We start from the raw sequence: 26,605 nt of genomic DNA on the forward strand, positions 1-26,605 counted from the left end.
AGGCTCTGCCCAAGATCACCCAATGTCTTTGGCCTGCTCAAATGTGTAGCCCGTGTACCCTTCCGCTGCGACCTCTCGCAGCTTCTTGTGATAGCGGGTGCCGTGAAGGTGGCCCAAAAACTGCTTGGGTTTGCCCGGAATATTCGCACCCGAATACCATGATTGGGTTTGCGGATAGAGAGTGCGGCTTGCCATGCCGTCGACCTCTTGTCCCCAACGCTCTGCAGCCTCGCCCGTGCATTCCAGCGCGCCCAGATCATTGTCTGCCATGTGCCGGATGCACTGCGCTATCCAGTCAACCGTAAGCTCCGTTCCCAGCGGAATAGTGAAGAACACGCCGGGTGATCCGGGCCCGTGGATCGAAAACAGATTGGGGAAATCAGGGATGGTCAGACCAAAATAGGTCTCACACCGGTCCTGCCATTTCTCTTTAAGGCCCACACCGTCACGCCCTTTCGGATTGAGTTTAAGGATCGAACCTGAAACTGCATCGAACCCGGTTGCGAGCACCAAGATATCAATCTCATGCTCACCATTGGCGGTGTGAATGCTGCTTTGTGTGAACTTCTCGATCGGGTCTTCGGTAATTTCGACCAGCGAAACATTGTCGCGGTTGAACGTGTCGTAATACCCATTGTCGAGGATCAGGCGCTTGGTCCCAAAAAGGAATTTGGGCGACAGCTTTTCTGCAAGCTCGGGATCGTGAACCGCTTCAGCAATCTTTCCGCGCACAAAGTCGCCGATCTCTTGGTTGAGATCAGGATCAACCATCACACCAACGAAGCTTTTCAAGGCAAGGCCAAAGCCGCCTTCTTCCCAAAGCTGTTCGTAAATCGCATGGCGTTCTTCGGCGGTGAAGTCGGCGGCATTGCGTTCTGCGTTCTCATAAGGAAACCCTGCCGGGTGCCCTTGCATTTTCTCACGAATACCGCCCCAATCGCTCCGCAATTGCGCCAGTTCCTCGATGCTGATGGGCCTATTTCTGGCCGGCAAGGTGTATTGCGCGGTGCGTTGGAAAACGGTCACATGTTCGGCGTCTTGAGCGATTTCCGGGATCGCTTGGATGCCCGATGAGCCTGTACCTATCACGCCGACCCGTTTGCCTTTGAAGTCCACATCTTCATGGGGCCAGCGTCCTGTGTGGTGACACGCACCAGCAAAGTCATTGATGCCCGGATAGTCGGGCATATTCGCAACAAACAAGACGCCAAGGCCGCAGATCAGGAAACGGGCTGAGAAGCTCTCGTTCTTGTCCGTTGTCACAGTCCAGCGCTGCGATGCTTCGTCGTAACGCGCATCGGTGATCCACGTGTCGAACTGAATGTCTTTTTTCAGGTCAAAACGCTCAGAGAAGTGCTCAAGATAGGACAGGATCTCCGGGCCACCCGATTGTGTCTCGGACCAGTCCCATTCATTGGCCAGCTCTTTTGAGAAGGTGTAGCCGTAATAGGGCGTGCTTGGACCATCGACGCGCGCGCCGGGATAGCGGTTATACCACCAAGTGCCCCCGACACCGCCGGCTGCATCAAAGGCGCGCACATGAAGGCCTTCTTCGTTCCGCAGCTTGTGAAGAGCATAAAGACCTGAAAACCCAGTCCCGATAATGATCGCGTCGAGTTCTTGATCGTTTGGTTGTGCCGAAGTGTTCGTATCAGGCATGCCAATGCTCTCCTAAAGACCCATTGCCATTGCGGCACGTTCTGTTTGTAATTCGGTGTCTCCATTGTTCATGCAAAAGGCGCGGGCGCGCCGGGTGAACAATTGAAGATCATATTCCATCGTGTAGCCAATCGCGCCGTGAACCGCGTGGACCGCGTGGATCATGTCGACCACGACTTCATTGGCGAAAACTTTAGCGGCTGCAATCTCGAGCCCTGCGTCCTGACCCTCGTCAAGCATCCAAGCTACTTCTGCAACAAGCAAACGGCAAGCATCGGTCTGAATGCGAACATCCGCCAAGGGGTGGGCGACCGCTTGAAAGCTGCCGATCTTTTGCCCGAATTGTTCGCGGGTGGCGGCATACTCTGCGCCAAGCAGAACCATCTTTTCACAATTTCCAACCGCTTGCGCGGTGGCCAAAGTTGTCGAGGTGTCGAGCCCTTCCGCAATCACTCTTTCTGCATCTCTACCGCGTGCCAGCACGTGATCGGCTGGAACAGCGACATTGTCGAAGCTGACTTTAAAGAGCGGATCAGCGCCTAGAACCTTATGCCGCTTGATAGAGATGCCTGGGGCATCGGCAGGAACCGCGGCAAGCACTTGCTCGCCTTGCGCGGTTGAGAGGGAGACAAGGAACATGTTCGCAGCGCTTGCAAACGGCACCAAGATTTTGTCGCCGCTAATGCTGCCGCCTTCTTGTGTCGGCGCAAATTGGCTTAGCGGCGTGCACCATTCATCGCGGCCATCGGTTTCTGCCAAGGCCGGAACGATAATTTCATCGCTCCCAGCGATCTTGGAAAGGAACGCCTCGGTAAGAGGGGTTTGTTCCACCGACTGGAGAACCGTTGCGCAAAAACCGGCAGTGGCAACAAGCGGGACTGACACCGCTCCCCGGCCTAGCTCTTCTGCAAGGATCGCCAATTCCAGCTTGCCGCATCCGCCTCCGCCATTGTCTTCGGGAAGGGCGGCCGCGACAAAGCCCAGCTCGCAAATCTGCGACCAAATTTCTTTGGAAAAGCCGTCCTCGCTAGCCTCGGCAGAGCGCGCTTTTTCAGAGCCATAAGCCGTCTCGAACAAGCGTCTTGCTCCATCTTGGAGCATCGTTTGCGTTTCGTTGAGTTGAAAGTCCATGTGCAGCTCCTATCGTGGCAGACCGAGGCCGCGCTGCGCGATGATATTGCGCTGAATCTCGTTCGATCCCATTGCGATCACGTGCGGGATGCTGTGAGTCCAATGGTGGTTCAAAAGGCCATCCAAAGGCGCATCCTCATCCTCGATAGTAAGCTGACCACGTGCCCCCAAAATCTCGAGGCCGACATTGCCGGTCATCACATTCAGCTCTGCGGAGAAGACCTTGTTGACGGCCGGATAAACGGGGTTGTTGTCCCCTGCGTCCATTGCAGAAACGACCCGGTGACACAGCAGCCTTGCAGCGCGGTATCGCGCATAAAGACGCACAAGACCCGACCGAACGGTCGCCCGCTTGGACAAAGGTTCGCCGTTCTTATCCTTGGTCACTTTTACATATTCGACCAGCATATCGAGCATAAGCTTGGCCCGCATGAACACCGCTGCACCAACGCGCTCATAGGCGAGGGCGGCAATCGCTACGTGCCAACCATCTCCGCGCGGGCCTAGTAAGCAGTCATAAGGCACCCTCGCGTTCTCGAAGAACACCTCGTTAAACTCCTTCTCGCCGCCCATGGAATTGATCGGACGAACGGTCACGCCAGGTGTTTTCATGTCGACCAAGAGCATCGAGAGACCTTGGTGCTTGCGGTCTGCTGGATCGGAGCGACACAAAAGCAGACACCAATCAGCAGCGGTCGCATAGCTGGTCCAAATCTTCTGTCCGTTCACGAGGAACCCTTCGCCATCATCGGTGGCGCGGGTTGATAGTGCAGCCAGATCCGATCCAGCGCCTGGTTCAGAAAATCCTTGGCACCAAATGTGGTCGCCTGCGGCCATGGGCTTGAGAAAGCGCTCCTGCTGTTCGGGCGTGCCAAACTCCATGATCATCGGGCCGATGTAGTTGAGGCTCATATATTGAGGGCCGCGTGGCTCCCCATTGCCCCACATCTCTTCGCGCACGACCATTTGGTTCCAAATGTCAGTGTCGGCGCCGCCAAATTCACTTGGCCATGAATTCGTAAGCCAATCGCGGTCCGCCATCTTCTGGCAGAATTCGCGGGTGAACGGGAAAATGCGTTCATCATCCGCGAAAAGGTCAACCCACCAATCGGGAAGCTCCGCCTTGATGAACTCTCTTAGCTCGACACGAAATTCTTCCGCTTCTGCCGGAAACTTAAATTCCACTAGCCCTCTCCCGGCTCAATACTCGCCAATCCAGATTGCTCAGCGCATTTGGCCTTTTGGCCAGCGCTCAAGAATCTCAGAATAAGCCCACTCACAAAGCCACAAGGGGACTTGCAGCCACGACTCTTTAAGATACTATATGTTTAGTATATGGAAAAATCGATGGCATGAAAGGCTGAAATCAACTCTTTTCAAAAAATTCGAACGAGTTGATTGCACCGGGTCCAAGCCAAGAGGGAGAATGGTAAGTGGCACGAATGAAAATGGATCCGCGCGAGTTTCTTCAGCTTCTGAAAACCAATGCGGAAAAGCAGGAAAAGGACGTGCCGCTTGATCGTAAGCGCGCCGAAATGGAGGTTTTGTGCCAGCGCTTCCCTCGCGCACAGGGCGTGACTCTAGAAGATGTTGAGCTGGGCGGGGTGAGCTGTATCAAACAAGTTCCCGCGGACGCATCGGACAAACATATTCTCTATTTCCACGGCGGCGGATACATTTCTGGCAGCCCAAGCACGCACCTTGTTGTGACGACCGAGCTTGCCAAACGATCCTCTGCAACGGTTTGGAGCATTGATTATAGGCTTGCCCCGGAAAGCCCGTTCCCCGCCGCGATTGAAGATTGCGTGGCTGCGTATGGAGCCTTGCTGGAAACCGCTGGCTCTCCCGATCGCATCATTGTCGCTGGTGACAGTGCCGGCGGCGGTTTGACCACTGCCTCCACGCTTAAGGCGAAGTCTCTCGATATGCCGATGCCAGCAGGGCTGGTGATGCTATCGCCTTTCGTTGACCTAACCTTGTCCGGCTGGAGCAATAAGGAATGCAAGGATCGGGATTTTCTCGCTGAACCCGATACGCTTGGCGAAATGAGCGCGCTCTATGTGGGCGATGCTGACCGGAAGAACCCGCTGATATCGCCGCTGTTTGCAGACTTGTCCGGGCTTCCCGAAATGCTCATCCATGTGGGTTCGGAGGAAGCGCTTTTGTCAGATAGCACCCGCCTGGCTGAACGCGCTGGGGCATCAGGCGTTTCGGTTGAGCTGAAGGTTTGGCCCGACATGCCGCACGTTTTTCAAATGTATGGCAAGTTTATCGATGCCGCTGACATATCAATCACCGAGATAACCGATTGGATGGCCAACCGAACAGCGTAGGGGCGGCCACGCTGTATGGCTAACTTCACTAGGTTGAGGTTAGGAAGCCAAGCTGGCCCGCCTTGAAAATCGCCTGTGCGCGGTTCACGCAATCCAGTTTTTCGATGGCCCGCGTGACGTGATATCGGATCGCGGCATGGCTGACGCCAAGGATGATGGCTGTTTCAAAGTCGGTTTTGCCTTGCGAAGCCCAATAGAGGCACTGCACCTCGCGCCGCCCCAATTTTACGTCGGATGAAATAGGTAGGGCAGTGGGCTTGCCATGGATGGCATAGGTGGCAAGAAAACGGTTCATCATCGAAGAGAGCAGTGGTGCGGATTGCTCATAAACTTCTGACAAATCGGTTTGGTCTTCATCAAGGGGACTAAATGACGCAGCACCAATTCGCCCAAAGGTCAGGCGGCATGGCACCATGATAAGCGCATTGAGACCAGGAGCGGAATCCAAGAAATCCTTGAAAGAAATTTGCTTCAATTCCGGGTTCAAAGTGCAAGATCGCGCGCCTTTGCTGTTGCACCAAAAGGGTTCGCTTTCGTATCGGCAGGCAAGCGCGATTGGCGAGTTAAGGGCCAGTTGAGGGCGGTCCCACCACCGTTTCGCTGGGTCATCCCAACCGAAGACCTCAAGGTGCAAAGAAGTGCCGTTTCCATCGAACAAGTCATCGCGCGATGAGATATCGATTGTCGCGCCAGCTCTCAGGCCCAATGATGCCGCGACCTCTGCGATCCTGACGGCAGCAGGGCGAATGTCAGAGGGCTGATTGATCGTCACGTCGGCGACGACTTCGTTGAGGTTCCACATGGCTATTCTGGCTGATAGTTTGGAGCGCGTTTTCCAAGGAAAGCGGACATGCCTTCGGCTGCATTCGGGCTGCGACCTGTCATAAGCTGGTTGCGATTTTCAAGCGCAATGGCCGCTTCAAGTGAACCGGCATCTATAGACATGTTGAGCCCTTCTTTTGTCATGCGTAGCCCCATGGGACTTGCCGCGAGCAATTCTTGAGCCAACGTCTCACCCGCTTTTTCCAATTCATCATCCAGTACAAGCTGCGAGACCAATCCAGTTGCAAGCGCGCGGTCTGCATGAATAAAACGCCCGGTGAGCATCAATTCTGAAGCAAGCGATGCTCCAACAAGGCGAGGTAAGAAGTAGCTAACCCCCATGTCACATGATGAAAGGCCGATTTTGATGAAGGCCGCATTCATTCGCGCGCTTTGCCCTGCAATGCGGATGTCAGAAGCGAGCGCGAAGGCAAATCCCCCACCACAAGCAGGTCCATGAACAAGCGACACAATCGGTTGGGGGCAGCGGCGCATCTTGACATAAACATCGGACAAGAAGCCTTGGAAACCAAAGCCGCCCCCAAAGGGCACCCCTTGCTTATCATCTTTGTATGACTTGATATCGAGGCCTGCGCAAAACGCTTTGCCCGCGCCGCGCATTACCACCACCCGGGTGTCGGCATTGTGATAGAGTGCGCCAAAGTAGTCGCTTAACTCGCGCACCATTTGAGTAGTGATCGCATTGAGTGCATCTGGGCGATTGAGCGTAAGCCAATCGACCCCGTCTTTGCTCTCGATTGTAATGGTCTCAAACTGGTTCATCGCTTCCGCTCCCACAGTGTCGATGGCGGCTCAAACTCGTTTGATCAACGTTCATCATGATTTTGAGAACATTGTCCTCTCGTGCATCAAACATTCGGTACGCTTCTGACCCTTGTGACAATGGCATGCGGTGCGAGAACAAACCATCTGCGGTGAGTTTTTCTTGCTGCAACAATGGTATCAATTCTGGCCACAGATGCTGAACGGGCGCGACGCCTGCGCGAACGCTAAGCCCTTTGAACAAGATCATATTCAGCGGCAAAGTCACGTCTGGTTGGGGAAGGCCAATGAAGGATAATGATCCCCCCATTCGCGCCAGCGGTATGACGGAATCGACAGCTGCCTTTGCGCCGGATGCTTCAAACACGCAGTTTACGCCGCCCTTGGTGAGTTCGATGATCTTGCCAGCGGCCTCTTTACCCGGAGCAAATGCCGTTGCGCCCAGTTTGTGGGCATGTTCGCGCCGCGCTTCCACGGGATCAATTGCAAACACCTGCGACGCGCCGCGGAGTATCGCGAGCTCCACACCAATCAAACCAATGGGGCCAAGGCCCACAATGGCGATCGATTGTCCAGGCTTCAGTCCGGTGTTGTTAATCCCATAGGCAGCCGTCGCCATAGCATCGGTCAAGAGCATAGCTTGATCATCGGTGACCCCTTCGGGAATAGCCATCAAGGTCTGGTCTGCATTCGGGATCTGGACATAGTCGGCCTGCCCGCCGTTCAACTTATTGCTAAGGCCAAAGGCGGTGGCCTTTTTGCAATACATCCCCTTGCCGGTCCGACATGTTGAACATTCGCCGCAACCCGTGCCGGCAGCGGCCAGCACCTTGTCACCTTTCTTAAAGCCGTGGACTTGGGGCCCGGTTTCCACCACTTCGCCAATGAATTCATGGCCCACACAGAATTTTTCGACGTCCCGCGAATAGTCCGATCCGCTCGCACCTCCGATCTGATCACCATGATACATGTGCAGATCAGAGCCGCAGATGCTGCACTTTTTGACATTCACGATGACGCCGTTTTCGATCGTCAGTTCGGGATCGTCATAAGTTTCGTAGCGAATATCGCGCGGACCATTGAAGACGAGGGCTTTCACAGGGAATTCTCCGGAAGGGTTGAACGATCAGTCGGTGGGAACAGCGTTCCAGCCGGCTCCGGGTTTGGCGTATTCACCGATCTTGAATTTGCCCAATTGTGAGGCGTGCACTTCCTCTGGGCCATCGGCCAATCGGATAAAGCGCTGTGTCGCTAGGATTTCGGCAAGCGGCACATCGTCGCTCACGCCCATTCCGCCGAAGATTTGGATCGCTCTATCTGCGACGGTTTGCGCCATTTGCGGAGCGACCACTTTAATCGCGCCGATCAAGTCTTTCGCATTTTTCGCGCCGCGCCGATCGATCGCGTCTGCTGCCTTAAGCGTGAGCAGGCGCGCTTGTTCGATATCACAGTAGCTTTTCGCGATTTCCATGCGGATGCTGGAACGGTCGGAAAGCATGCGGCCAAAGGTCCGACGTTCGGTCACACGTTGGCACATGAGCTCCAACGCCATTTGCGCCTGACCGATTGATCGCATGCAGTGGTGGATGCGGCCCGGCCCGAGGCGGCCTTGAGCAATCTCAAACCCGCGACCCTCACCAAGGATGATATTGGATTTCGGAATCCGCACATCCTTCAGATGAACCTCGCAGTGCCCACCCGGTGAGTGCACGTCGCCAAATACCGTTTGCGGCCGCACGATTTCTACCCCTGGCGCATAGGCCGGAATGATTACCGTTGATTGCTGGGAATGACGGGGGTTTTCAGGGTTCGTCTTACCCATCAATAACAGCACTTTGCAGCGCGGATCTTTGATCCCCGAAATCCACCACTTCTTGCCGTTGATCACATAGTCATCGCCATCGCTGCGAATTTCGGTGCGGACATTGGTCGCATCTGAACATGCATGATCCGGCTCGGTCATTAGATAGGCAGATCGGATATCCCCGTTGAGCAAGGGATCAAGCCACTCGGCCTTTTGTGCATCGGTGCCAAATTTGGCGAATACTTCCATGTTTCCGGTATCGGGCGCCGAGCAGTTAAAGACCTCGCAGCACCAGACATGGCGACCCATGATTTCGGCCAAGGGGGCATATTCGAGGTTGGTAAGGCCGGGGCTGTATTCGCCATACTCCACCGGCAGGAACAGGTTCCAAAGCCCAGCTTCCTTGGCCTTATCTTTTAGCGGCTCAAGCCCGGGCCATGGTTGCCAGCGGTTCGCAGGGTCTTTGTTCCAAGCATTCAGCTGCGCATCGGCTGGAATGATATGGGCGTCCATAAAGGCCTGAAGCCGGTCGATCATGGCCTGCGTTTTTGCGCTGAATTCAAAGTTCATAGTTTAGGAGCCTTGCGATTAGACGTGAAACTTAAAGGGTAAGGCCGCCATCGGCGACGATTGTATGACCTTGGACATAAGCGGCGAGGGGAGATGCGAGAAACAGTGCGACCCCGGCCATATCTTGCGGCGTGCCAAAGCGTTGTACCGGAATAGAGCGCATTGCCGCTTCGCTGCGCTTTTCGTTCTGGGTTGTGACTGCGGTAAGCTTTGTCGGGATGAGACCTGGCGCAATGCCATTCACCCTGATCCCGTCACGGGCCCATGCTTGCGCCAAGGTCTTGGTCAGGCTGATCGCGCCAGCTTTGGATGCGGCATAGGCGGGATTTCCAAGATTAGCACTCATGCCGGAAATCGAGCTTACAATAATCAGCGCCCCATGGCTTTCGCTCAGAAGAGGTTTGAATTTGGATGCTGTATGCATGACGGAATTGATGTTGATATCCATGACATCATCCCAGCCCTGCTTTTCATATTCGGCTTGTTTGTACCGAACGAACCCTTGTGATTGGACAAGCACATCGAGGTTATCGAACGGTGGCTTATACGAAGACAGCTCCTCAAAATCGGCCACGTTCACTTTATCATAATGCAGCCCTGTAAGATCCGAACCCTCTACGCCGGAATAGGCATCTGCGCTGTCCCGTGTTCCCCAAACATGCACCTCGGCGCCGCCTTCGCGAAAGCCTTGCGCAATACCGTTTCCGATGCCGCTAGACCCGCCAACAACCAATACACGTTTTCCGGCGAAATTCAGATCAACCATGCGAGTATCTCCTAGTTCTCAGCGATGATTTTGTGGGCGCGTTCAAACAGAGAAACGGTGATGGAGTGCAGCAGATCACCCGTCTCTTTCGGCGCCTTACCGGCGCTTGCCCGGGCGTTTGTACCTTCAAGGATTGAGCCCAATTTGAAGCACCCCAAAACACCGTACCAATTGACAGCATCAACGCTGCGCGAGGAGTGTTTGGCATAGTGCGCAACCAATTCGTCCAAGCTTGGAAATCCATCCCATGGCTCGATCGAGATCGCTGTCACTTGATCTTTTGATGGCCATGTTGCGACCACCCATCCAAGGTCCACCAAAGGGTCACCGATGGTTGCCAATTCCCAATCAATGAGAGCGGCAAGCTGCGCACTGTCATTGTGGAACATAGTGTTCGCCAAATGGCAGTCGCCGTGAATAATACCGGGCTTGAAATCAGTTGGCGTGTGTCTCTCCAACCAATCGACTATTGGCTGTACAGCCGGAAGCTCGTTCAATCCCTTCCATTGTTCGAAGGAAGAATAGCTTTCCAATTGCCCCATCCAGCGCGAAGGCTGTCTTTCGAGAAAACCCTCGGGCTTTCCAAAGCCGTCTAGGCCGGCAGCGAGATAATCGACTTCGCCCAACGCCGCGATGCCTTCGATGTAAGAGAGACCCATTTGGCGGCGGTTCGATGGATCGCATGCGTGAAATGCGGGCATCCCATTGGCCGGGTTAAAGCCGTCGACAGGCTCCATCAGATAGAAGCACGCGCCAAGGACGCTCTCATCCTCACATGATGCGATAAAGCCTGGATGTGGGACATCGCTTCCCGAAAGCGCGCGCAAGACATTCGCCTCGCGCAGCATTGTGGAGTTTGAGTTCTTCCTTAAATGCTGAGGAGGGCGGCGCAGCACGAATTCGCGTCCGCCGCGGGCAAACTTCACAAGAATGTTCTGCGTGCCTCCGGCCAGAAGCTGGACATCCTCCAGCGCGCCGTTTTCCAGCCCTTGCGCATCCATCCAAGAAGCAAGAGCATCCAGATCAATCGGATTTTCCGCATTCACCATGCGCGCTTTGTCCTCTTCCGGGATGACAAGAATGGGTCTTCGCTCGAAATTTTGATCAAGAAGCGCGCGGCGTGACCTAGCAATTCGTCGAATCCTCTTTTAACATACCAAGTGTTTAGTATAAGTGATTTGAAGAATCAAACGTGATTGACTGTTATGCGGCCCAAAGTGCGCCGTTTTGGGGAGGAAGCGGCCTGTGTCATTGGTACTAAGCGAAGAGCAGCGGATGCTAAGCGATGCGGCGCAAAAGTTCTTTGCCGACAATTCACCGATTGAACGCATGCGGGCGCTTCGAGATGGCCGTGATGCCAAAGGCTATTCGCCAGAAATCTGGCAGGAAATGGCCGAGCTTGGTTGGCTTGGTATTATGGCGCCTGAGCGGCTCGGCGGCAGCGAAATGGGGCTTCGTGAACTGGGCGTAGTATTAATACAGGCGGGCAAGGTGCTCGCTCCAGAACCTCTATTGTCGACGGTGCTTATGGGCGCGAATTCACTCCGTTTGTCAGGAGCTGATGGGGCGGCGGCTGACATCCTCAAGGCGACGGTGTCCGGCCAGAAGATTGTTGCATTGGCTTTCGAAGAGACCGGTCGCTTCAATCCTCACCACGTCACCACGCAAGCTGCAAAAACCGATGATGGCTTTTCTCTTATTGGCGAAAAGTGCCATGTTCTTGATGGTCATGTCGCCGACCATTTTGTCGTCCTTGCACGCATCAGCGGGGAAACGGGTGACCGATCGGGATTGCGTCTATTCGTAATCGATGCAGCAAGCGACGGCATCGAAGTACAGCGCACAACGATGATGGACGGGCGCAACTCCTCTCGGGCGAAGTTCACTGGAGTTGAGGCAGGCCAACCCATCGGCAATGCGGACTTGCTCGACAAAGTGATTGATCAAGCAACCATGGGCCTTGTCGCGGAGATGGTCGGTATGGCTGACGAAGTATTTGATCGCACCGTTACCTATCTCAAAGAGCGCGAGCAGTTCGGGGTGAAGATCGGTACATTCCAAGCGCTCCGCCACCGGGCGGCGGAAATGTTTGCAGAGCTCGAATTTGCGCGCAGCCTGCTGCTCGACGGATTGAACGCCATCGATGATGATCGCGGGGATATCGCGCTTAGCGTGAGCGCCGCAAAAGCGCAGGCGAACAAAACAGCGCGCCTGATTGCTGCAGAAGGCGTCCAAATGCACGGCGGTATGGGTATGACCGATGAATTGGATATCGGTCTTTTTCTCAAACGCATGAAGGCGGCTGAGCTATCGCTTGGCGATGAGAGCTATCACCATCGCCGTTTTGCATCTCTGCGCGGCTATTGAGGAGAACACCATGTCGGATATTGAAACCTTCAATAATGGCGTTCGCGAGTTTGTAGCCGAACACCTCCCAGAGCATCTGCGTTTTGGGAATAAACCGGGCCTGCCCGAAGATGACCTGAAAAAGTGGTTCGATGCTTTGGCGAGCAAGGGTTGGGTGACGCCCAATTGGCCGACCCAATATGGCGGGGCTGGCCTCGACAAGAAATACACGGCCGCCCTGCGCGCCGAACTGCGCGCGGTAGATGCACCCACGCCGGGCCATCCGGGTATTTCCATGCTTGGCCCGGTCTTGCTGGACATCGGAACTGAGGAACAGCGCCGCGAACATTTGCCCCCGATTGCGCGCAATGAGGTTTATTGGTGCCAAGGCTTTAGTGAGCCGGGCGCAGGCTCCGATCTTGCCAGCCTGCAAACCCGGGCAGAGCGCGAAGGCGATGAATTCGTCATCAACGGATCAAAGATTTGGACATCTGGCGCGCACAAAGCGGATTGGATGTTCTGTCTCACCCGCACCGATCCTGAGGCTATAAAACAGCAAGGGATCAGCTTTATCCTTGTCAAAATGGATCAGCCAGGGATTGAGGTTTCTCCGCTAAAGCTGATTGATGGCAGCAGCGAGTTTAATCAGGTTTTCCTTGAAAATGTGCGTGCCAATGCGCGTGATCTGGTCGGGGAATTGAACGCGGGTTGGGGCGTGGCCAAACGCATCCTGCAGTATGAGCGCTCAACCGATATCCACGATGTGATCATCTTTGAAGCCAAAGAGACAATCGAAGAGTTGGTGAAGCGAGAGGTTGGGATGACTGATGGAAAAGTCAGCGATCCCGTCCTGCGTGAACGGCTTGCCGCGCATGAGATCGATGCAAGAGGCCTCGATGTAACAATGCGCCGCGCCGCAGAAGAGGCGAAAAGTGGGCGGCGTGCCGGTGATCAAACGCGCGATGTTTCCTCTACCGGCAAATATCGCTGGGGCGATGTTGAGAAAGAGGCGCATGATATCGCAATGTTGGCATCGGGCACCAATGGGCTTGGCTGGGAAGGGGAAGGCTTCCTTCCTGCGCAATTGCAATGGACCCGCGAGTGGCTCTTCACACGCTCCCACTCAATTTGGGGTGGGACGCATGAAATCCAAAAGAACGTTATTGCAAAGCGCGTGCTCGGTATCCCTGAGTAAACGCTGATCGGCGGGATTAACCCACTGCTCGGTCCCGGCCTTCCCAATAGGGTTTGCGCAATTCGACCTTCAGGATCTTGCCTGATGGGTTTCGCGGAATTTCAGGCATAAACTTGAATTGCGAGGGCAATTTGTATCGGGCAAGGCGCTCGGCACAATGCGCTTTGATATCTTCCTCGCTTGGTAGGGTATCACTGGCTGCAACCAGAATGGCGAGGGGGGTCTCGCCCCACTTCTCGCTCGGTATGCCGATCACTGCACAATCAGCGATGTCTGGATGCGACATCAGAGCATTCTCAATCTCAGCCGGATAGATGTTCTCCGCGCCTGAGATGATCATGTCTTTCACGCGGTCCCGGATGTAGAGATACCCCTCTTCAAACGTGCCCGCGTCTCCGGTGGCGAACCACCCAAGGCCGTTTGCATCGCGCCCTTCTGGAAAGCCTTCCGCGCTTGCTTTGGGGTTTTTCCAATACCCCTTCATATTCTGAGGCGAGCGGGTCCAAATCTCGCCGACTTCCCCCTCGGGCATCTCTTTGCCATCCGTGCCAACGACTTTAATCTCGACACCGGGTAAAGGTTTGCCTGCTGAACGCATAAGATGTGCGCGCGGGCCGCCGGGATCGTGATCCTCGGGTGGCAACCATGACAAAAGGCCTGTCGTCTCGGTCAGGCCATATGTCTGGATTAGCGGGCAATCGAAAAGCTTAATCGTGCTTTCCAGCACCTCTGTCGAGATCGGCGACGCGCCATATTGCACGATCCGAACCGATGAAAGGTCCAATTCGTCTACGCCGGGAATGGTTGGGAAAACCTGCAAAAGTGCAGGGACCGCCATAATATTCGTGACGCCATGCTCGGCCACCGCATGCATCATCTTTGCAGGATCAATCTCGCGGTGGACAATAGTTGTCGAGCCACACCACAGGCCCATATAGGCGCCCATTGACCCGCCAATATGGAACATGGGAAGCACGCTCAACAAAACGCTATCGGGGCCAACACCGGCAATATCGATGAAGTTGCGATAGCCCGATGCAAGGTTGTGATGCGAAATCTCTGCACCTTTGGGATTGCCGGTTGTCCCCGAAGTGTAAACCTGCATCGCGGTGTCATGTGCATCAGGTTCAAAGCCGGGGTCTTGCGCCGACTGCGCGTTCATCCAGGTAGAAAACTCTGGATGGGTGCCATCACCGCCCACGGTGAGGATAATGGGTTTTCGCGGCAGTTTAAGCGCGCTCAAAACGCTGAGATACTCCTCATCAACGACAAGAAGATCCACCTCACCATCATCAAGAATGAAGTCGATTTCGGGAGCGGCAAGGCGCCAGTTGACACCCACTGTGACGGCTCCAATTTTTGCAGCGCCAAAGGCAAAGAAAAAATATTCAGGGACGTTCTTGCCTAGAAACCCGACACGGTCGCCTGTCTTGATACCGCTTGCGATAAATGCATTGGCAACCTTCGAACAATGATCATCAAATTCACCATAGGTGATAGTGGTGTCCTCAAACACCAGTGCCGGCTTGTCCTCTCGAACACCGCGGTGCCGCCGAACGGTCTCGGCTAGGCTATAGCGAGCGTAGGGATCATTTTCCTTCAAAGGTCACAGGCTCCTTTCTCAAGAATGCGGCGGCTGCGCGCTTGTGGTCGCTGGTGGCCAATGATCGGGCGACGTTTTCCGCTTCAAGATCGCAGGCTTCGCTAAGGCTGAGATATTCTGACTTGTTGAGGTTTTCCTTCATCCTCATCATGGCAAGCGTCGGGAGTGCAGCAAGTCGCTTAGCATAATTGCGCGCCTCGTCAGCAAATGTCTCTTTGCTGGCGATCGCATTCACAAGCCCGATTTGGAGCGCTTCCTGCCCAGAAATGACATCTGAGAAGTAGCACAGTTCACGCGCTTTTGATGCCCCGACAAGACGCGGGAGGAAGAAGCTGAGACCGCTATCTGATGAAAGCCCAAGTTTTGAAAAAGCTGTGGTTAGCTTTGCTGTGTCGAGACAGAAACGGAAGTCACAGGCAAGGGCCAAAGCGAGCCCTGCACCCGCTGCCGCGCCGGGCATGATCGCAAGGGTTGGCTTTGGGAATTCATAGATGAGAGTGGCGAACTGGGTCCCGTCCTTCAACATCTCGACCAGTTTTGCGTGCTCATCTTCTGGATCAGCATTTTCGTCGATCATTGTGCCCGAGGCCTGCACTTTGATGTCGCCACCTGCGCTAAAGACCTTGCCTGCGCCGGTTAGGACAAGGCAACGCACATCCGAGTCATTCTCAGCCCTGCGCAACGCATCGTTGATCGCGATCGCCATGTCCTCGTTGAGAGCATTGTGCACCTCAGGACGATTGATCGTTAGCGTCAAAATGCCATCTTCGATGCTTTCCAGCAGTTCACTCATCGCTAATCCCCTTTGAGACCCGGCCGACTATCTCTTCGAGCCGACTTTCTTGGTGTGATCGAAGGCCGCGCTGGCATCATGTGTCCGTTCCATATGTGGCACCCATTGCGGGTATTTTGGCGGGAGCGTGCTGGCAGCATCGAGCCGTGCGAGTTCTTCCTCGGTCAGTTTGATGTCGTAAGCTTTGAGATTGTCTTCCAACTGCTCTTGCTTGCGCGCTCCAACAATTACCGACGTCACCCCGTCTTGCTGGATTACCCAATTAAGAGCGATCTGGCTTGGTGATGCATCATGGGTCTCACCAATATCGCGCAGGGCGCGAACCACATTGTCACCCAAGGGTTGCTCAACTGGTGGATAGCTAAACGTTGCGCGTCTACCACTCGCTCCTTCGGCGTCTGTGTATTTGCCTGAAAGAAAACCAGCGGCCAGAGGCGAATAGATCATCGTGCCCATGCCCAAATGCTTCACAAGCGGGACAATCTCGTTTTCCAGCTCACGTCCAACCAGAGAGTAGTAAACCTGAGCTGAGCAAAAACGTTCGGTGTTCATCAAACGCGCCGCGCCATCAGCGACCGCCATCTGCCAAGCGGCAAAGTTCGAAAGACCGATGTAGCGAACCTTGCCTTGCTTTACGCAATCATCGAGCGCGCGCATTGTCTCTTCGATAGGTGTCGTGTGGTCCCAACCGTGAACCTGATAGAGATCAATGTAATCCGTGCCCAAGCGTTCGAGACTGGCTTCGACTTCACGCACTACAGCGAGCCGGCTTGTACCCATGCTGTTGGGGTTTTTCCCCATCGGGTGGTAGAGTTTTGTCGCGACGATGTTGTCGTGACGCTTACCTTTCAGAGCTTTGCCTAGCATCCGCTCCGAGGCGCCTTTGGCGTACATATTGGCGGTGTCGAAAAAGTTGATCCCCGCATCCAGCGACGTAGCGACCATGCGGTCAGCATTCTCTTGGCCATGCGTGGCGATCCAATCGACGCCTTTTTGCCCATCTTCGGCAAATGTCATTGCACCAAAGCAAAGGCGAGAGACGTAAAGGCCTGTGTTACCGAGCGGGAGATAATCCATGATGGGCTTCCTTCAATTGGGTTTAGCTTTTGGGCATGAGTGCACGGCTCATGCAGAAACGTTGAGACTTTCTTTGAGGCACACCTCGATCACATGATCGGGCAGTGGATATTGCAGGCCGGCGGGGTCCTCTTTCACCTCTTTCACGAGGTGCGCGAACGCTTCGGCATCGATATCGATATTAAGACGCGCTGGGATGCCTGTTCGTTCTTGTAAGTCCACCACCATTTTGATCAGCTGGTCCAGCAGTTCTTTATCGCTCTTCCCTTCAACGGGGACGCCGATGCACTGCATGAACTCGCGAATTCTTGGCAGATAGTGTTCTGGGAAATTATGCATCACAATCGGTGCGTACACAGCATTGGAAAGGCCGTGCGAGACACCGTATGCCGGACCCACCGCGTCGGCGAAATTGTGTATGGGCGCAGCGCCCCTGCCAGACACACTAGCGGTTACCGACAGGGAACTTGCGACCTGTAATTCACTGCGAGCATGGAGGTTGCCCGGCTCTTCAACCGCAACCGGCAGGTTGTCAAAAATGAGCCGCGCCGCACGCAAAGCGACCGCGTCGGCAAAGCTGTTGTGGAGCGGTGTGAAGAACCCTTCAAAGCAGTGCACGAGCGAATCAAATGCGGGTTCTGCGGTCAGATGCTTTGGCAGGGTGACGGTCAATTCAGGATCAAGGAACGCAAAATCTGAATTCTGATACTGGTGGAAGAAGATCAGTTTCTTGCGGGTTTCCGCATGCAGGATGGCCGACCCTTGCGACACTTCCGCCCCAGTGCCAGACGTCGTTGGGATCGAGATGTGCGGGATGTTCGTAGGCGTCGCCTTGGGCCTTGCATAAGAGACGATCGTCCGCCCACCGAACAGTTCAACAATGTCATTCGCACCCATGGCGAGCAAGATTTTCAGCGCCTTTGCTGCATCTAGGACACTGCCACCGCCGACACCGAGCAAACCATCGGCGCCAATATCTTTGTACCATTTGGACATGGCGTTGATATCGCGCGTGTCATTGTCCTGTTTGACGTCATCATAGACGCCTGCAATCGATACATCTGATCCTTCAAAAGCGGCTGCGACTTTGTCGATTACGCCTGCGGCAACCAGCCCCTTGTCAGTGACCAACGCGACCTTTGTACATCCCATACCAGCGAATGTCTTTGGAACCTGCGCGCGGATCCCAGCGCCGGCTTTGATTACCGTCGTAAGGTCCAATCCAAAGTTCTTTGTCCCGCTCACGTCGCACTCTCCCTGTGCACTTTTGATGTGCGTGCCACACCGCCTCTGTGGTGTGAAAATTAAGCCAAATGATAGGCTTCAATTTTGCATACCAAGCGTTTAGTATAGAGCTGCGTAGAGGGCAAGCTACAACTGGACAACTATGCATTTTGCATACTAACTGTTCAGTATAAAGTTGGTAGCTTGGATGGGCCGCTTGCGAGTGGGCCAATCAGATTAGGAGTAGAGGTATGTACCCTGGTAAGTTCGCCGAGCAGACGCCCGATAAACCGGCGCTCATTATGGCTGGTTCCGGCGAGGTGATGACCTATCGCGAGCTCAATGATCTTTCGAATCAGATGGCGCAATTGCTCCATGCCGAAGGCCTAAGGGAAGGCGACCGCTTCGCTATTTGGGCGGAGAACATCCTTGAGTATTTCGTCGGTTATTGGGCCGCGATGCGCAGTGGCCTTTACTATACGGCCGTAAACCGTTTCCTGTCCGCTGATGAGGGCGGTTTCATCCTCTCTGACAGCGGTGCAAAAGCGTTGATCACGACGCCGCGCTATGTCGAAGTCGCCAGCGCTGCGCTTGAGCATGCACCCGACTGCACTATCAAATTGATGGTTGGTGGTTCTGATGCGAACTTTCTGAATTTCGAAGAATCGCTTGCGAAATACCCGGCCCAGCCGTTGGAGAAAGAGCCGCTGGGCTCAATCATGCTCTATTCGTCGGGCACCACGGGTCAGCCCAAAGGGATTAAACGCCCATTGACCGGATTGCCGGTTCAAGAATCGCCCATGCAGGCATCAATGATGGGCCGTTTGGCCGGAAATTTTGGCGAGGACACAGTCTACCTCAGCCCAGCTCCACTCTACCATGCTGCACCTTTGTCATGGACCGCAGGAATACATGAGGTTGGCGGGACTTCGGTGGTAATGGAGAAATTCGATCCCGAGGATATGCTTCGGTACATTGAGCAATACAAGATCACGGCGGTCCAAGTTGTCCCGACCATGTTTGTTCGCGCCCTCAAACTAGAGGAAGAAGTGCGGACAAAGTATGACCTGAGCTCGCTCTCATTTTGCGTTCACGCTGCTGCTCCATGCCCAACGGAAGTCAAAAGGCAGATGCTTGATTGGTGGGGGCCGATTATCTTCGAATATTATGCGGGGACCGAAGGCAATGGTATGACTGCCATTGGATCGCAAGACTGGCTGGATCATCCCGGCTCTGTGGGCAAACCGATGATGGGTGTGCCGCATGTTTGTGATGACGAAGGCAATGAGCTGCCTGTGGGCGAGGCGGGCACTATCTATTTCGAAAACGAAACCATGCCATTTGAGTATCACGGCGCGCCTGAGAAAACCCGTGCAGCTCAGCACCCCACGCACTCCAATTGGTCTGCGCTTGGCGATGTTGGATATGTCGATGAAGACGGTTTCTTATACCTCACTGACCGCAAGGCCTTTATGATCATTTCAGGCGGTGTGAACATCTATCCGCAAGAGATCGAGGACTGTCTAATCCTGCACAATAAGGTCGCCGATGTGGCAGTGTTCGGCTTACCCGATGAAGAGATGGGCGAGTTCGTTCAAGCTGTGGTCCAACCCGCCGAAGGGGTGGAGGGCAACGAAGCCCTCGCGGCTGAATTGATCGCCTATCTGCGCGATTCCATCGCTCACTATAAGGTTCCGCGTGTGGTTGATTTTCGACCCGAATTGCCGCGCCTTCCGACGGGTAAGCTCTATAAGCGTCTCCTCAAAGATGAGTATGTCGCTCAGGCGGGCTAAGGGCCACTAGTGGTGGTCAGCTTGGCCGCCAGTTAGATGTTTTGGAAGCGTCGCGCGGATCGGCACAGATATCGCTTCCACCAGCTCGCTGAGCGGGGTTTCATCAGCGATCCCTTGGATCAGTACCGGCAATGCCAACTTCACTTCGTGCGTTGGCCCGGGCAGAGATAGGATCGTAGACCAACCCATTTTGGCCATGCCGATGCGGATGCTGTCCTTGACATGGCGCCCGTGCCCTTTTTTGAATTGGGCGAGAATGGCGGTATGCATTTCTTTATCGAGGAGAGCGACTGCTTCGATCGTCTTGTCCTTATCCTCTGCGCCGACACCGCCTGTCGTGATTACCAGTCCAAAGCCTTCCGAGGATAAGCGCGCAACGAGCCCTGCGATTTCGCGCTCGCTATCGCCTGCAACGCCGCCATAAACCACCTCATAGCCTTCGGGCTCCATGGCTTCTTTGATCGCTTCAAAGTTGGTGTCCTTCACATGGCCCGCAACCAGCTCAAAGCCTGTGCTGACCACTGCCACGCGCTTGGCAGCGAAGTTGATCAACTGTTGCTCAAGCCGCTGCGCGCCCTTGAGGTAGCTGTCGACTTCTTCGCGGGGCGTGCCGATTACTCCGAGGATGCCTTCGCTGTGAACGGTCGCATCATCATCGACGCTAACCCCTCCGATTGTCTTGATCCGGTCGAAAATGCCCGCCTGCTTGCCGGTCACGCCCTCAAGCTCAACGCGCGGGGAAAGGATATCGAGCACAATCAATCCTTCGCGTACGTCGATCACGAAGACCTTGTCGCGGGGTAGTTCAAGAACATCAGCCACAGCTTCAGCGATCTTCGGCAGATCGGCGTTTTCAAGATGCACACCGCGCAGCCAGACTTCCGTCTTGTCGAGCAGCTGGACCGTGGTCATCAGGCAAGACCTCGCTGACGCAGCCATTTGGGAAGAAGTTCTTCCTCGACCTGTTTGCGAACGGCGGGCGCGCGTTTGTATAGGTGTTCGGCCAGAGGACGGCTGACGCGGAAGGCACCGGGTGTGCGGTCAAAGACGATCACGTTCTTCGTGTTGCCCTCTTTGCACGCCGAAGCCACGGCGTCGTCTAAGGAGTCCCACAGCTGAGTTTCAGCGGTTGAGATGTGATAGTTGGTTGGGTCGCCATAAAGCCACTTTTTGACTTCTTCGCCCACGATATGCAGCGGATAATTGTTCCAAATAAACGGCTGGGGAACGCCGCCTGCCATGTAATTGATCACGATGCTCTTAATCGCATTGTTGCGGCCCATTGTAAGGCCCGGATCGGACCTGTCATGGATTTCCGGTGCCAGCACGGCAAGATTGTCCAGGTCGAGGAAGTCAACGTCTGCACACAGCATATTGTCGAAGGCGATCCCTCCGGAATAGGTGTAGACCCCGCAACCGTGGTCATCGAAAACAACAACGCAATCCTCAATCTCGCCAAGGATACGCATCACCGCGCCGTAATTGCGCATGATGCCAGAGGCGAGCCCGCGATCGAGCGTGTAGAGATCGTTATGGCCATGCACGCCAACCACGCCTTCTGACGTTGTATCGAGGACCATCGTGCCGACATAGCGTTTTTGAATATCGGGGCTTTCAAATATCTCGCGCGAGACAATTTGCCCGGTGCGCGGCCCAAACCCAAAGTGATAGGCAGAACGCGATTCAAGCCGGGCATATGCCATGCCAAACGGCTTGAACAAGCGGTCCATCATCCGGTGCAAATACCCCTCGCGCATTTCGGTCACGTGGGTGTGAATGAAATAAGGGGCATCGAACAACTTCTTGAGCACATACATGTCGCCAAGACGGGTATCGACCTTTTTACCTGGCCCTATCTGTGGGCATTCGGTGACATCGCCAAAGCGCTCTTCAAGGTTATAGATTTTGACCCAATCGGGGTTTTCAATATGCCCCATGCTTTCCGCGATGCGCAGGCGTACGCGCGCTTCGCAATGGGTGCGCACGTGGTCCGCCAACACCTCAAGCATTGTGACATAGGCTTCGCCGCAAAGTTGAAATCCGTGCGGGTTGGCGATCAAATTGACCATCCGGCCTTTTTCAATCTTCGACCAATCCATCGCCTCGGCTTGAGCCTTGGCTTGGCGGCGAACTTCGGTGACGTTGGTTGGGCCCAGAATGGGGTCTTCTGCCCAAATGGTCTCGGGCAATTCTGGCATGATCGCGCGGACAGAAAGCGCCGTCATATCCGGCAAATCAGCCGCGCGCTTCTTGACCACTTCGGCCGGTTTGCGCTTGTTCCATGTCTCGTGGAAAGCGGGCGGACGGATGTCTTCTAGAAAGGGAGAAATCTCGTTCATTTTTTGCTCCGCTTTGAAAGCTTACCCATGTCGGCGAATTCCGTTTCGAGGGGGTAGGCGGGATAATGCTCTTTAAGCTCGTCTGGCATAGACCCATCAGGTTGAATTTGATCCCACAAAATTGCCGAGTCTCCATACCATTGGAAGCCCGATTTGGGGTTGCGCTGCATATCGGTATGGCCCGCTTTCTCAAGAATGCGCAGCATGGGTTGCAAGCATAGCTCTTGGCACCCGGTGCGCGCTGCGGTGGCGAGTGATATGTCCTCTGGAGTATCAGCCCCAGCAAGTACCGCCGCCGCGATATCGCCCGCGCTGGTGTCGGTGCACACGCAAATCCGCATCATCGGCGAGTAGCCTGCCTTGCGGCAAAGCGCTTTCACTGCGTCTTTGTCCGCACCCTTTTGCACGTCAAAGCCAACTTCAAATGGCTCTTCCAACTCGACCATTTCAATCGCGTCATCGGCGCACAATTCGACGCATCCTTGCGCGTTGTAGCAGGCCGCTGGATCAAGCACGGCAATGTTGCGCGATGGGCCGGGTTCATCCTCTGTGCGTGGGCGCATTCCGATGGCAACAGTAGGGCAAACCTGTTCACACAGGCGGCAGCCGGTGCATTTATCGGCAAGGATTTTCGCGACGAGGCGCACTTCTTTGGGCATTTGCTATTCCTGCAATTCAGGATGGTTCAAAATCCTGTTTCAACTTATTTACTATCAGACAGTAAGTTGCTATACAAGAACACGACAGCCACCAATATGATAGGATTGGAATGCAGCCCAAGGCCGCTCCTCGAACGCAGGAAGAACGCACCGCAGACGCCAAAGCGCGCTTGCGAGAGGCGGCGCTCTATCTGTTTGCAAACGATGGTTACGAACGCACAACATTGGCTGCGATCAGCTTGCGCGCAGGATTCAGCCGTACCCTTGCGCAGTATCATTACGCTGACCGGGGCGAATTGGCGCTTGAAATCCTTGAAGATCACATTGTGCGGGACAATCACATCGCATTGATTGAATGCCCTGATGACGCTTCGGCTGAGGAGGCTTGGGCGTTATTGCAGGGGCACCTCGACGCTTTGAAACGCCACTATGGCTCTTTGCACGGTACGAGCGAGCGCGACGCTGAAACCACCGGAGCCATGGCGATCCACGCCGCCGCTCTGACCTCTACCGATACCGCCCTTTCGCAGCGGGTGGAGCAATTATCGCGTGAGCAGGTTGCTCGCATCGAGCGGATACTCCGCCTTTGCCAAGATCAGGGCATGATCGCGCAAAGCGTCGATATCCGTGCCACCTCTGTCCTGTATGTCCATGCTGTCTGGGGCCTTGCACAAGCGCTCTTTGCAAGTCCAAACGCACGTCCTATCCTGATGGCCGCATTCGAGCAGTTTGGCGCACTTTTGAACTCGCTAAAGCGGGATGAGGGCCAATGACTTTGGCGATTGCCTTTACTGTCTTGGCAGTGGGATTGGCGCGGGGCCTTCTCCATGCGCTTGATCCGGACCATTTGATGACAATCTCTGCTTTGTCGTCACACAATGGCGCGGCGCGTGCACGGCGGCCGCATCGATATGCGCTTCTTTGGTCGCTTGGGCATGGATTGATGATTGTGGCTGTGGCGGGTCTCGTGATCGTTACAGGACAACACCTGCCCGAGGTTATCGCTGCAAGCGCGGAATCCGTTGTTGGTGTGATCTTGATGCTCACAGGGATATCGGTGCTTTGGTCTCTTCGCCAAGGAGTATTAAGCAATGCATCTGCCGTTCAAACCAAAGGGTGGATGGGCCTTTCTGGGGCGCCTTTGTTGATCGGGTTTGTGCACGGACTTGCGGGAAGCGCGTCGCTTATGGCGCTTATCCCGATTGCTCTTATGGACCCTGCGCCAAGGTTCGCTTTTGTCATCGTATTCTGCCTTGGCGTGCTCTTTGCGATGCTTGTTTTCTCGGTTCTGTACGGCCGTTTCCAGAATGTGATTGGCGATCTTTCCCAGCGTTATGTCCAGGTTTTTCAGGGAGCCGTTGGATTGGCGGCCATTGCGTTTGGGCTTTTCTGGTTGGTACGGGGATAGGTAATGCAAACCGAGCTCGCTCAGCGGATTAAGGGTGCCCTCGACAAAATGGGTCCGCTGGTCATTGCATGCAGCGGCGGGATCGATTCCACTTTGCTGGCGTGGATCGCGCATCGTCACGCAAAATCGAAAACCACTATCGCGCACGCGGTAAGCCCCGCTGTACCCACAGAGGCGACGCAGCGGGTGAAGGGGATCGCAGAGAATGAGGGCTGGGACCTCAAGATCGTAACCTCGGGCGAATTTGCCGATGAAGATTATCTCAGCAATCCGGTAAACCGCTGCTATTTTTGCAAATCGAACCTTTATTCCAGCCTCTCCGAAATCATTGATCAGATGGACTGGCAGGGGACAATCTTAAGCGGCGCAAACTTGGATGATCTGGGTGAGTATCGTCCCGGTCTTGAGGCAGCCTCTGAACGCGATGTTAGGCACCCGTGGATAGAGGCGAAATTCTCCAAGGAGGATATTCGGGCGCTTGCACGCGGTTTCGATCTGTCTTTTGCAGAACTGCCAGCTTCCCCCTGCCTCGCCAGCCGGCTCTATACTGGGACACGTGTGACGCCCAAATTATTGCAAGCGGTGCATGCCGCTGAAAACCATGTTCGATCGCAAACGGGTTTGGATGTGGTGCGTTGCCGATTGGATCAGAATGTGATGCGGATCGAAGTGCCAAATTCTGACCGCGCGAAGATTGATGAAGCTCTTATGCGCGGTGTCGCGCAAACCATCGCTTCGATTGATCCGGCCATCGTTGAGGTGATGTTGGACGACAAGCCGTATAGTCCCGGCCGCGCATTCGTGGGGCAATCATGACCTTCACGCATGATCATCAGCGTACCGAACGCCTAAAGATGCCAGAGGCTATCTTTTGTCAGGGCAAAGACGATGCGGCGCTGAACGCTATTCTTGCCGATCTTGGTTCGAAACCGGAGGCGAAAACTCTTTTTACCCGGTTGGATCAAGAAGTGTTTGATCGGCTCGATCCGGCGCTTACCAAACTTCTCGATTTTGATCCGAGGTCGCGTACCGGAATTCTCCATGGACCCTTGCCCAAAAGGGACGGGCGCATCGCGGTTGTGACGGCCGGCACCTCTGACTTGGCGGTCGCGGGCGAGGCGGTAAGGGCGCTTGAATTTTCGGGTTGCGAAGTTTCTCTCATCGCCGATGTCGGGGTCGCAGGCATTCATCGACTTTTTGATCGTTTGGATGAAATCAAAACCCATGACGTGGTTATCGCCGTTGCGGGCTGGGATGCGGCCTTGGCCTCGGTTCTTGGCGGTCTCGTGCCGCAACCTTTGATCGGTGTGCCAACATCTGTGGGTTATGGCGTTTCGAAAGGTGGGCAAACGGCTCTCAATTCGATGCTGGCAAGCTGCGGGCAGGGTGTTCTCGTGACCAATATCGACAATGGATTTGGCGCAGCATGCGGGGCTTTACGCGTCCTCAATCAGATGGCTGCGCTCCGGTGAGCCCGGCGCAGCAGCCTTCGTCTATTTCCCTGACAGAACAAATATTCCGGGGGCTAACGGGGCGTTTTACGGCAGTTGTAGAGGCAACAGAGCCCGGCATTATTGCGGGGCTCGATTTCGTGGACCCGGCGCATGTTCCCGGGCCAAGCGGTGAGTGGACAGTTGAGGCGACAGAAGGAATGGCAGTGTCCGCCGGTGACCCGGTGGTGCGCGTCTTCGGCACTGCTCAAGAGATTGGCGTTGCTGAAGACTATGTCTTGGGCAAGCTCGGGTTTGCCTCCGGGATCGCGACCCGCGCGGCGCAGTTTCGAAAGCAGGCGCCATCTGGCCTTTCGATTGCCTGTGGCGGATGGAAGAAACTCCCGCCTGAGCTCAAGCCTCTTCTTCGAGCAGGTTTAGCGACAGCGAAAATTTTGCCCCGGCTGGTCGATGGCGACTTCGTCTACATGGGCAAAAACTCGGTCCGAATGTTTGGAAGCGTCACAGCTGCGATAGCGGCAGGGCGCGGGGTCGATCATGGACCCGTGGCGATCCAAGTGACATCGGTCGATGAGGCGCTCCACGCGGTAACGAATGGTGCAGGGGTGGTGATGGTTGATACCGGCCGGATCGAAGATTTACGAGATGTGGACGCGGCTTTGTCCAAGGTGGGAATGCGGCAGAACATTCGTTTGGCGTTTGGCGGCGGCCTTGGCCTTGATGATCTTGGACCTGCCGCCCGCGCGGGGGCAGATGCCATAGACGTGGGGCGCGCCATTCTTGACGCGCCCATACTTGATTTGCGGATGCATGTAACCGGCCGCATCTGAGAGAAACGCGGCGGCTGAC

Annotated in this window: 25 protein-coding genes; 9 read left to right on the forward strand and 16 right to left on the reverse strand. The window is 55.0% G+C overall.

Annotation, left to right across the window (positions count from 1 at the left end; all coding sequences use genetic code 11):
- Nucleotides 1-15 precede the first annotated feature (15 nt).
- Genes AC0V6L_RS09050 through AC0V6L_RS09060 form a run of 3 tightly spaced genes read right to left on the reverse strand, consistent with a single transcriptional unit; the run spans nt 16 to nt 3,975 of the window.
- Complete coding sequence (locus AC0V6L_RS09050; protein WP_486153949.1) at nt 16-1,659, reverse strand: flavin-containing monooxygenase; 1,644 nt, start codon at nt 1,657-1,659, stop codon at nt 16-18.
- A 12-nt stretch (nt 1,660-1,671) separates the two neighbouring features.
- A complete protein-coding gene (locus AC0V6L_RS09055; protein WP_486153950.1) occupies nt 1,672-2,790 on the reverse strand; it encodes an acyl-CoA dehydrogenase family protein in 1,119 nt (372 codons plus the stop codon).
- 9 nt (nt 2,791-2,799) lie between these two features.
- The gene (locus AC0V6L_RS09060) at nt 2,800-3,975 is read right to left on the reverse strand and encodes an acyl-CoA dehydrogenase family protein (protein ID WP_486153951.1); all 1,176 of its coding nucleotides are present in this window, start codon (nt 3,973-3,975) and stop codon (nt 2,800-2,802) included.
- 257 nt (nt 3,976-4,232) lie between these two features.
- On the opposite strand from AC0V6L_RS09060, the gene AC0V6L_RS09065 reads away from it, so the two are divergent.
- Nucleotides 4,233-5,123 carry an alpha/beta hydrolase gene (locus AC0V6L_RS09065; RefSeq protein ID WP_486155090.1) on the forward strand — a complete coding sequence of 297 codons (891 nt, stop codon included), beginning with the start codon at nt 4,233-4,235 and terminating at the stop codon, nt 5,121-5,123.
- Nucleotides 5,124-5,151: 28 nt separating this feature from the next.
- On the opposite strand, the gene AC0V6L_RS09070 is transcribed toward AC0V6L_RS09065, so the two are convergent.
- Genes AC0V6L_RS09070 through AC0V6L_RS09095 form a run of 6 tightly spaced genes read right to left on the reverse strand, consistent with a single transcriptional unit; the run spans nt 5,152 to nt 10,917 of the window.
- A complete protein-coding gene (locus AC0V6L_RS09070; protein ID WP_486153952.1) occupies nt 5,152-5,925 on the reverse strand; it encodes a helix-turn-helix domain-containing protein in 774 nt (257 codons plus the stop codon).
- Between the two features lie 2 nt (nt 5,926-5,927).
- Complete coding sequence (locus AC0V6L_RS09075) at nt 5,928-6,728, reverse strand: enoyl-CoA hydratase/isomerase family protein (RefSeq protein ID WP_486153953.1); 801 nt, start codon at nt 6,726-6,728, stop codon at nt 5,928-5,930.
- On the reverse strand, nt 6,715-7,827 hold the full coding sequence (locus AC0V6L_RS09080; protein WP_486153954.1) for an alcohol dehydrogenase catalytic domain-containing protein: 1,113 nt from the start codon (nt 7,825-7,827) through the stop codon (nt 6,715-6,717). Before AC0V6L_RS09080 ends, AC0V6L_RS09075 begins: the two co-directional genes overlap by 14 nt.
- 27 nt (nt 7,828-7,854) lie before the next feature.
- Nucleotides 7,855-9,102: an acyl-CoA dehydrogenase family protein gene (locus AC0V6L_RS09085; protein ID WP_486153955.1), complete on the reverse strand. Its 1,248-nt coding sequence runs from the start codon at nt 9,100-9,102 to the stop codon at nt 7,855-7,857.
- A 31-nt stretch (nt 9,103-9,133) separates the two neighbouring features.
- Nucleotides 9,134-9,868 carry an SDR family NAD(P)-dependent oxidoreductase gene (locus tag AC0V6L_RS09090; RefSeq protein ID WP_486153956.1) on the reverse strand — a complete coding sequence of 245 codons (735 nt, stop codon included), beginning with the start codon at nt 9,866-9,868 and terminating at the stop codon, nt 9,134-9,136.
- Nucleotides 9,869-9,879: 11 nt separating this feature from the next.
- Nucleotides 9,880-10,917 (reverse strand): phosphotransferase family protein, encoded by a 1,038-nt coding sequence (locus tag AC0V6L_RS09095; RefSeq protein ID WP_486153957.1) that lies wholly within the window; start codon nt 10,915-10,917, stop codon nt 9,880-9,882.
- A 196-nt stretch (nt 10,918-11,113) separates the two neighbouring features.
- Here AC0V6L_RS09095 and AC0V6L_RS09100 point away from each other — a divergent pair, with 196 nt between their 5' ends.
- A complete protein-coding gene (locus AC0V6L_RS09100; protein WP_486153958.1) occupies nt 11,114-12,235 on the forward strand; it encodes an acyl-CoA dehydrogenase family protein in 1,122 nt (373 codons plus the stop codon).
- A 10-nt stretch (nt 12,236-12,245) separates the two neighbouring features.
- Nucleotides 12,246-13,409 carry an acyl-CoA dehydrogenase family protein gene (locus tag AC0V6L_RS09105; RefSeq protein ID WP_486153959.1) on the forward strand — a complete coding sequence of 388 codons (1,164 nt, stop codon included), beginning with the start codon at nt 12,246-12,248 and terminating at the stop codon, nt 13,407-13,409.
- A gap of 16 nt (nt 13,410-13,425) precedes the next feature.
- Here AC0V6L_RS09105 and AC0V6L_RS09110 read toward each other — a convergent pair whose 3' ends face one another.
- The 4 genes from AC0V6L_RS09110 to AC0V6L_RS09125 are packed head-to-tail and all read right to left on the reverse strand — an operon-like array spanning nt 13,426 to nt 18,127.
- Nucleotides 13,426-15,012, reverse strand: a complete 1,587-nt coding sequence (locus tag AC0V6L_RS09110; protein WP_486153960.1) for a long-chain-fatty-acid--CoA ligase — start codon at nt 15,010-15,012, stop codon at nt 13,426-13,428.
- A complete protein-coding gene (locus AC0V6L_RS09115) occupies nt 14,999-15,805 on the reverse strand; it encodes an enoyl-CoA hydratase-related protein (protein ID WP_486153961.1) in 807 nt (268 codons plus the stop codon). Before AC0V6L_RS09115 ends, AC0V6L_RS09110 begins: the two co-directional genes overlap by 14 nt.
- Nucleotides 15,806-15,832: 27 nt before the next feature.
- Nucleotides 15,833-16,882 carry an aldo/keto reductase gene (locus AC0V6L_RS09120; RefSeq protein ID WP_486153962.1) on the reverse strand — a complete coding sequence of 350 codons (1,050 nt, stop codon included), beginning with the start codon at nt 16,880-16,882 and terminating at the stop codon, nt 15,833-15,835.
- A gap of 48 nt (nt 16,883-16,930) precedes the next feature.
- Nucleotides 16,931-18,127 carry an iron-containing alcohol dehydrogenase gene (locus tag AC0V6L_RS09125; RefSeq protein WP_486153963.1) on the reverse strand — a complete coding sequence of 399 codons (1,197 nt, stop codon included), beginning with the start codon at nt 18,125-18,127 and terminating at the stop codon, nt 16,931-16,933.
- Between the two features lie 230 nt (nt 18,128-18,357).
- On the opposite strand from AC0V6L_RS09125, the gene AC0V6L_RS09130 reads away from it, so the two are divergent.
- Nucleotides 18,358-19,899 (forward strand): acyl-CoA synthetase, encoded by a 1,542-nt coding sequence (locus AC0V6L_RS09130; protein ID WP_486153964.1) that lies wholly within the window; start codon nt 18,358-18,360, stop codon nt 19,897-19,899.
- Nucleotides 19,900-19,905: 6 nt separating this feature from the next.
- On the opposite strand, the gene AC0V6L_RS09135 is transcribed toward AC0V6L_RS09130, so the two are convergent.
- The 3 genes from AC0V6L_RS09135 to AC0V6L_RS09145 are packed head-to-tail and all read right to left on the reverse strand — an operon-like array spanning nt 19,906 to nt 22,897.
- Nucleotides 19,906-20,811, reverse strand: a complete 906-nt coding sequence (locus AC0V6L_RS09135; RefSeq protein ID WP_486153965.1) for a molybdopterin-binding protein — start codon at nt 20,809-20,811, stop codon at nt 19,906-19,908.
- Nucleotides 20,811-22,238 carry a hypothetical protein gene (locus tag AC0V6L_RS09140; RefSeq protein WP_486153966.1) on the reverse strand — a complete coding sequence of 476 codons (1,428 nt, stop codon included), beginning with the start codon at nt 22,236-22,238 and terminating at the stop codon, nt 20,811-20,813. The genes AC0V6L_RS09135 and AC0V6L_RS09140 overlap by 1 nt, the downstream gene beginning before the upstream one ends.
- Nucleotides 22,235-22,897, reverse strand: a complete 663-nt coding sequence (locus AC0V6L_RS09145) for a (2Fe-2S)-binding protein (protein WP_486153967.1) — start codon at nt 22,895-22,897, stop codon at nt 22,235-22,237. The genes AC0V6L_RS09140 and AC0V6L_RS09145 overlap by 4 nt, the downstream gene beginning before the upstream one ends.
- A 110-nt stretch (nt 22,898-23,007) precedes the next feature.
- Between AC0V6L_RS09145 and AC0V6L_RS09150 the strand changes: the two genes are divergently transcribed.
- The 5 genes from AC0V6L_RS09150 to AC0V6L_RS09170 are packed head-to-tail and all read left to right on the forward strand — an operon-like array spanning nt 23,008 to nt 26,586.
- Complete coding sequence (locus AC0V6L_RS09150; protein ID WP_486153968.1) at nt 23,008-23,670, forward strand: TetR/AcrR family transcriptional regulator; 663 nt, start codon at nt 23,008-23,010, stop codon at nt 23,668-23,670.
- Nucleotides 23,667-24,305 carry a hypothetical protein gene (locus AC0V6L_RS09155; protein WP_486153969.1) on the forward strand — a complete coding sequence of 213 codons (639 nt, stop codon included), beginning with the start codon at nt 23,667-23,669 and terminating at the stop codon, nt 24,303-24,305. Before AC0V6L_RS09150 ends, AC0V6L_RS09155 begins: the two co-directional genes overlap by 4 nt.
- 3 nt (nt 24,306-24,308) lie before the next feature.
- Nucleotides 24,309-25,121, forward strand: coding sequence for an ATP-dependent sacrificial sulfur transferase LarE (larE, locus tag AC0V6L_RS09160; RefSeq protein ID WP_486153970.1), 813 nt, complete (start codon nt 24,309-24,311; stop codon nt 25,119-25,121).
- Entirely contained in the window at nt 25,118-25,777 is a 660-nt protein-coding gene (gene larB / locus AC0V6L_RS09165) for a nickel pincer cofactor biosynthesis protein LarB (protein ID WP_486153972.1), read from the forward strand. The genes larE and larB overlap by 4 nt, the downstream gene beginning before the upstream one ends.
- Complete coding sequence (locus tag AC0V6L_RS09170; RefSeq protein WP_486153973.1) at nt 25,732-26,586, forward strand: hypothetical protein; 855 nt, start codon at nt 25,732-25,734, stop codon at nt 26,584-26,586. Before larB ends, AC0V6L_RS09170 begins: the two co-directional genes overlap by 46 nt.
- The last annotated feature ends 19 nt before the right edge of the window (nt 26,587-26,605 follow it).

It is taken from the genome of Erythrobacter sp. JB1-15 (genome assembly GCF_057365035.1).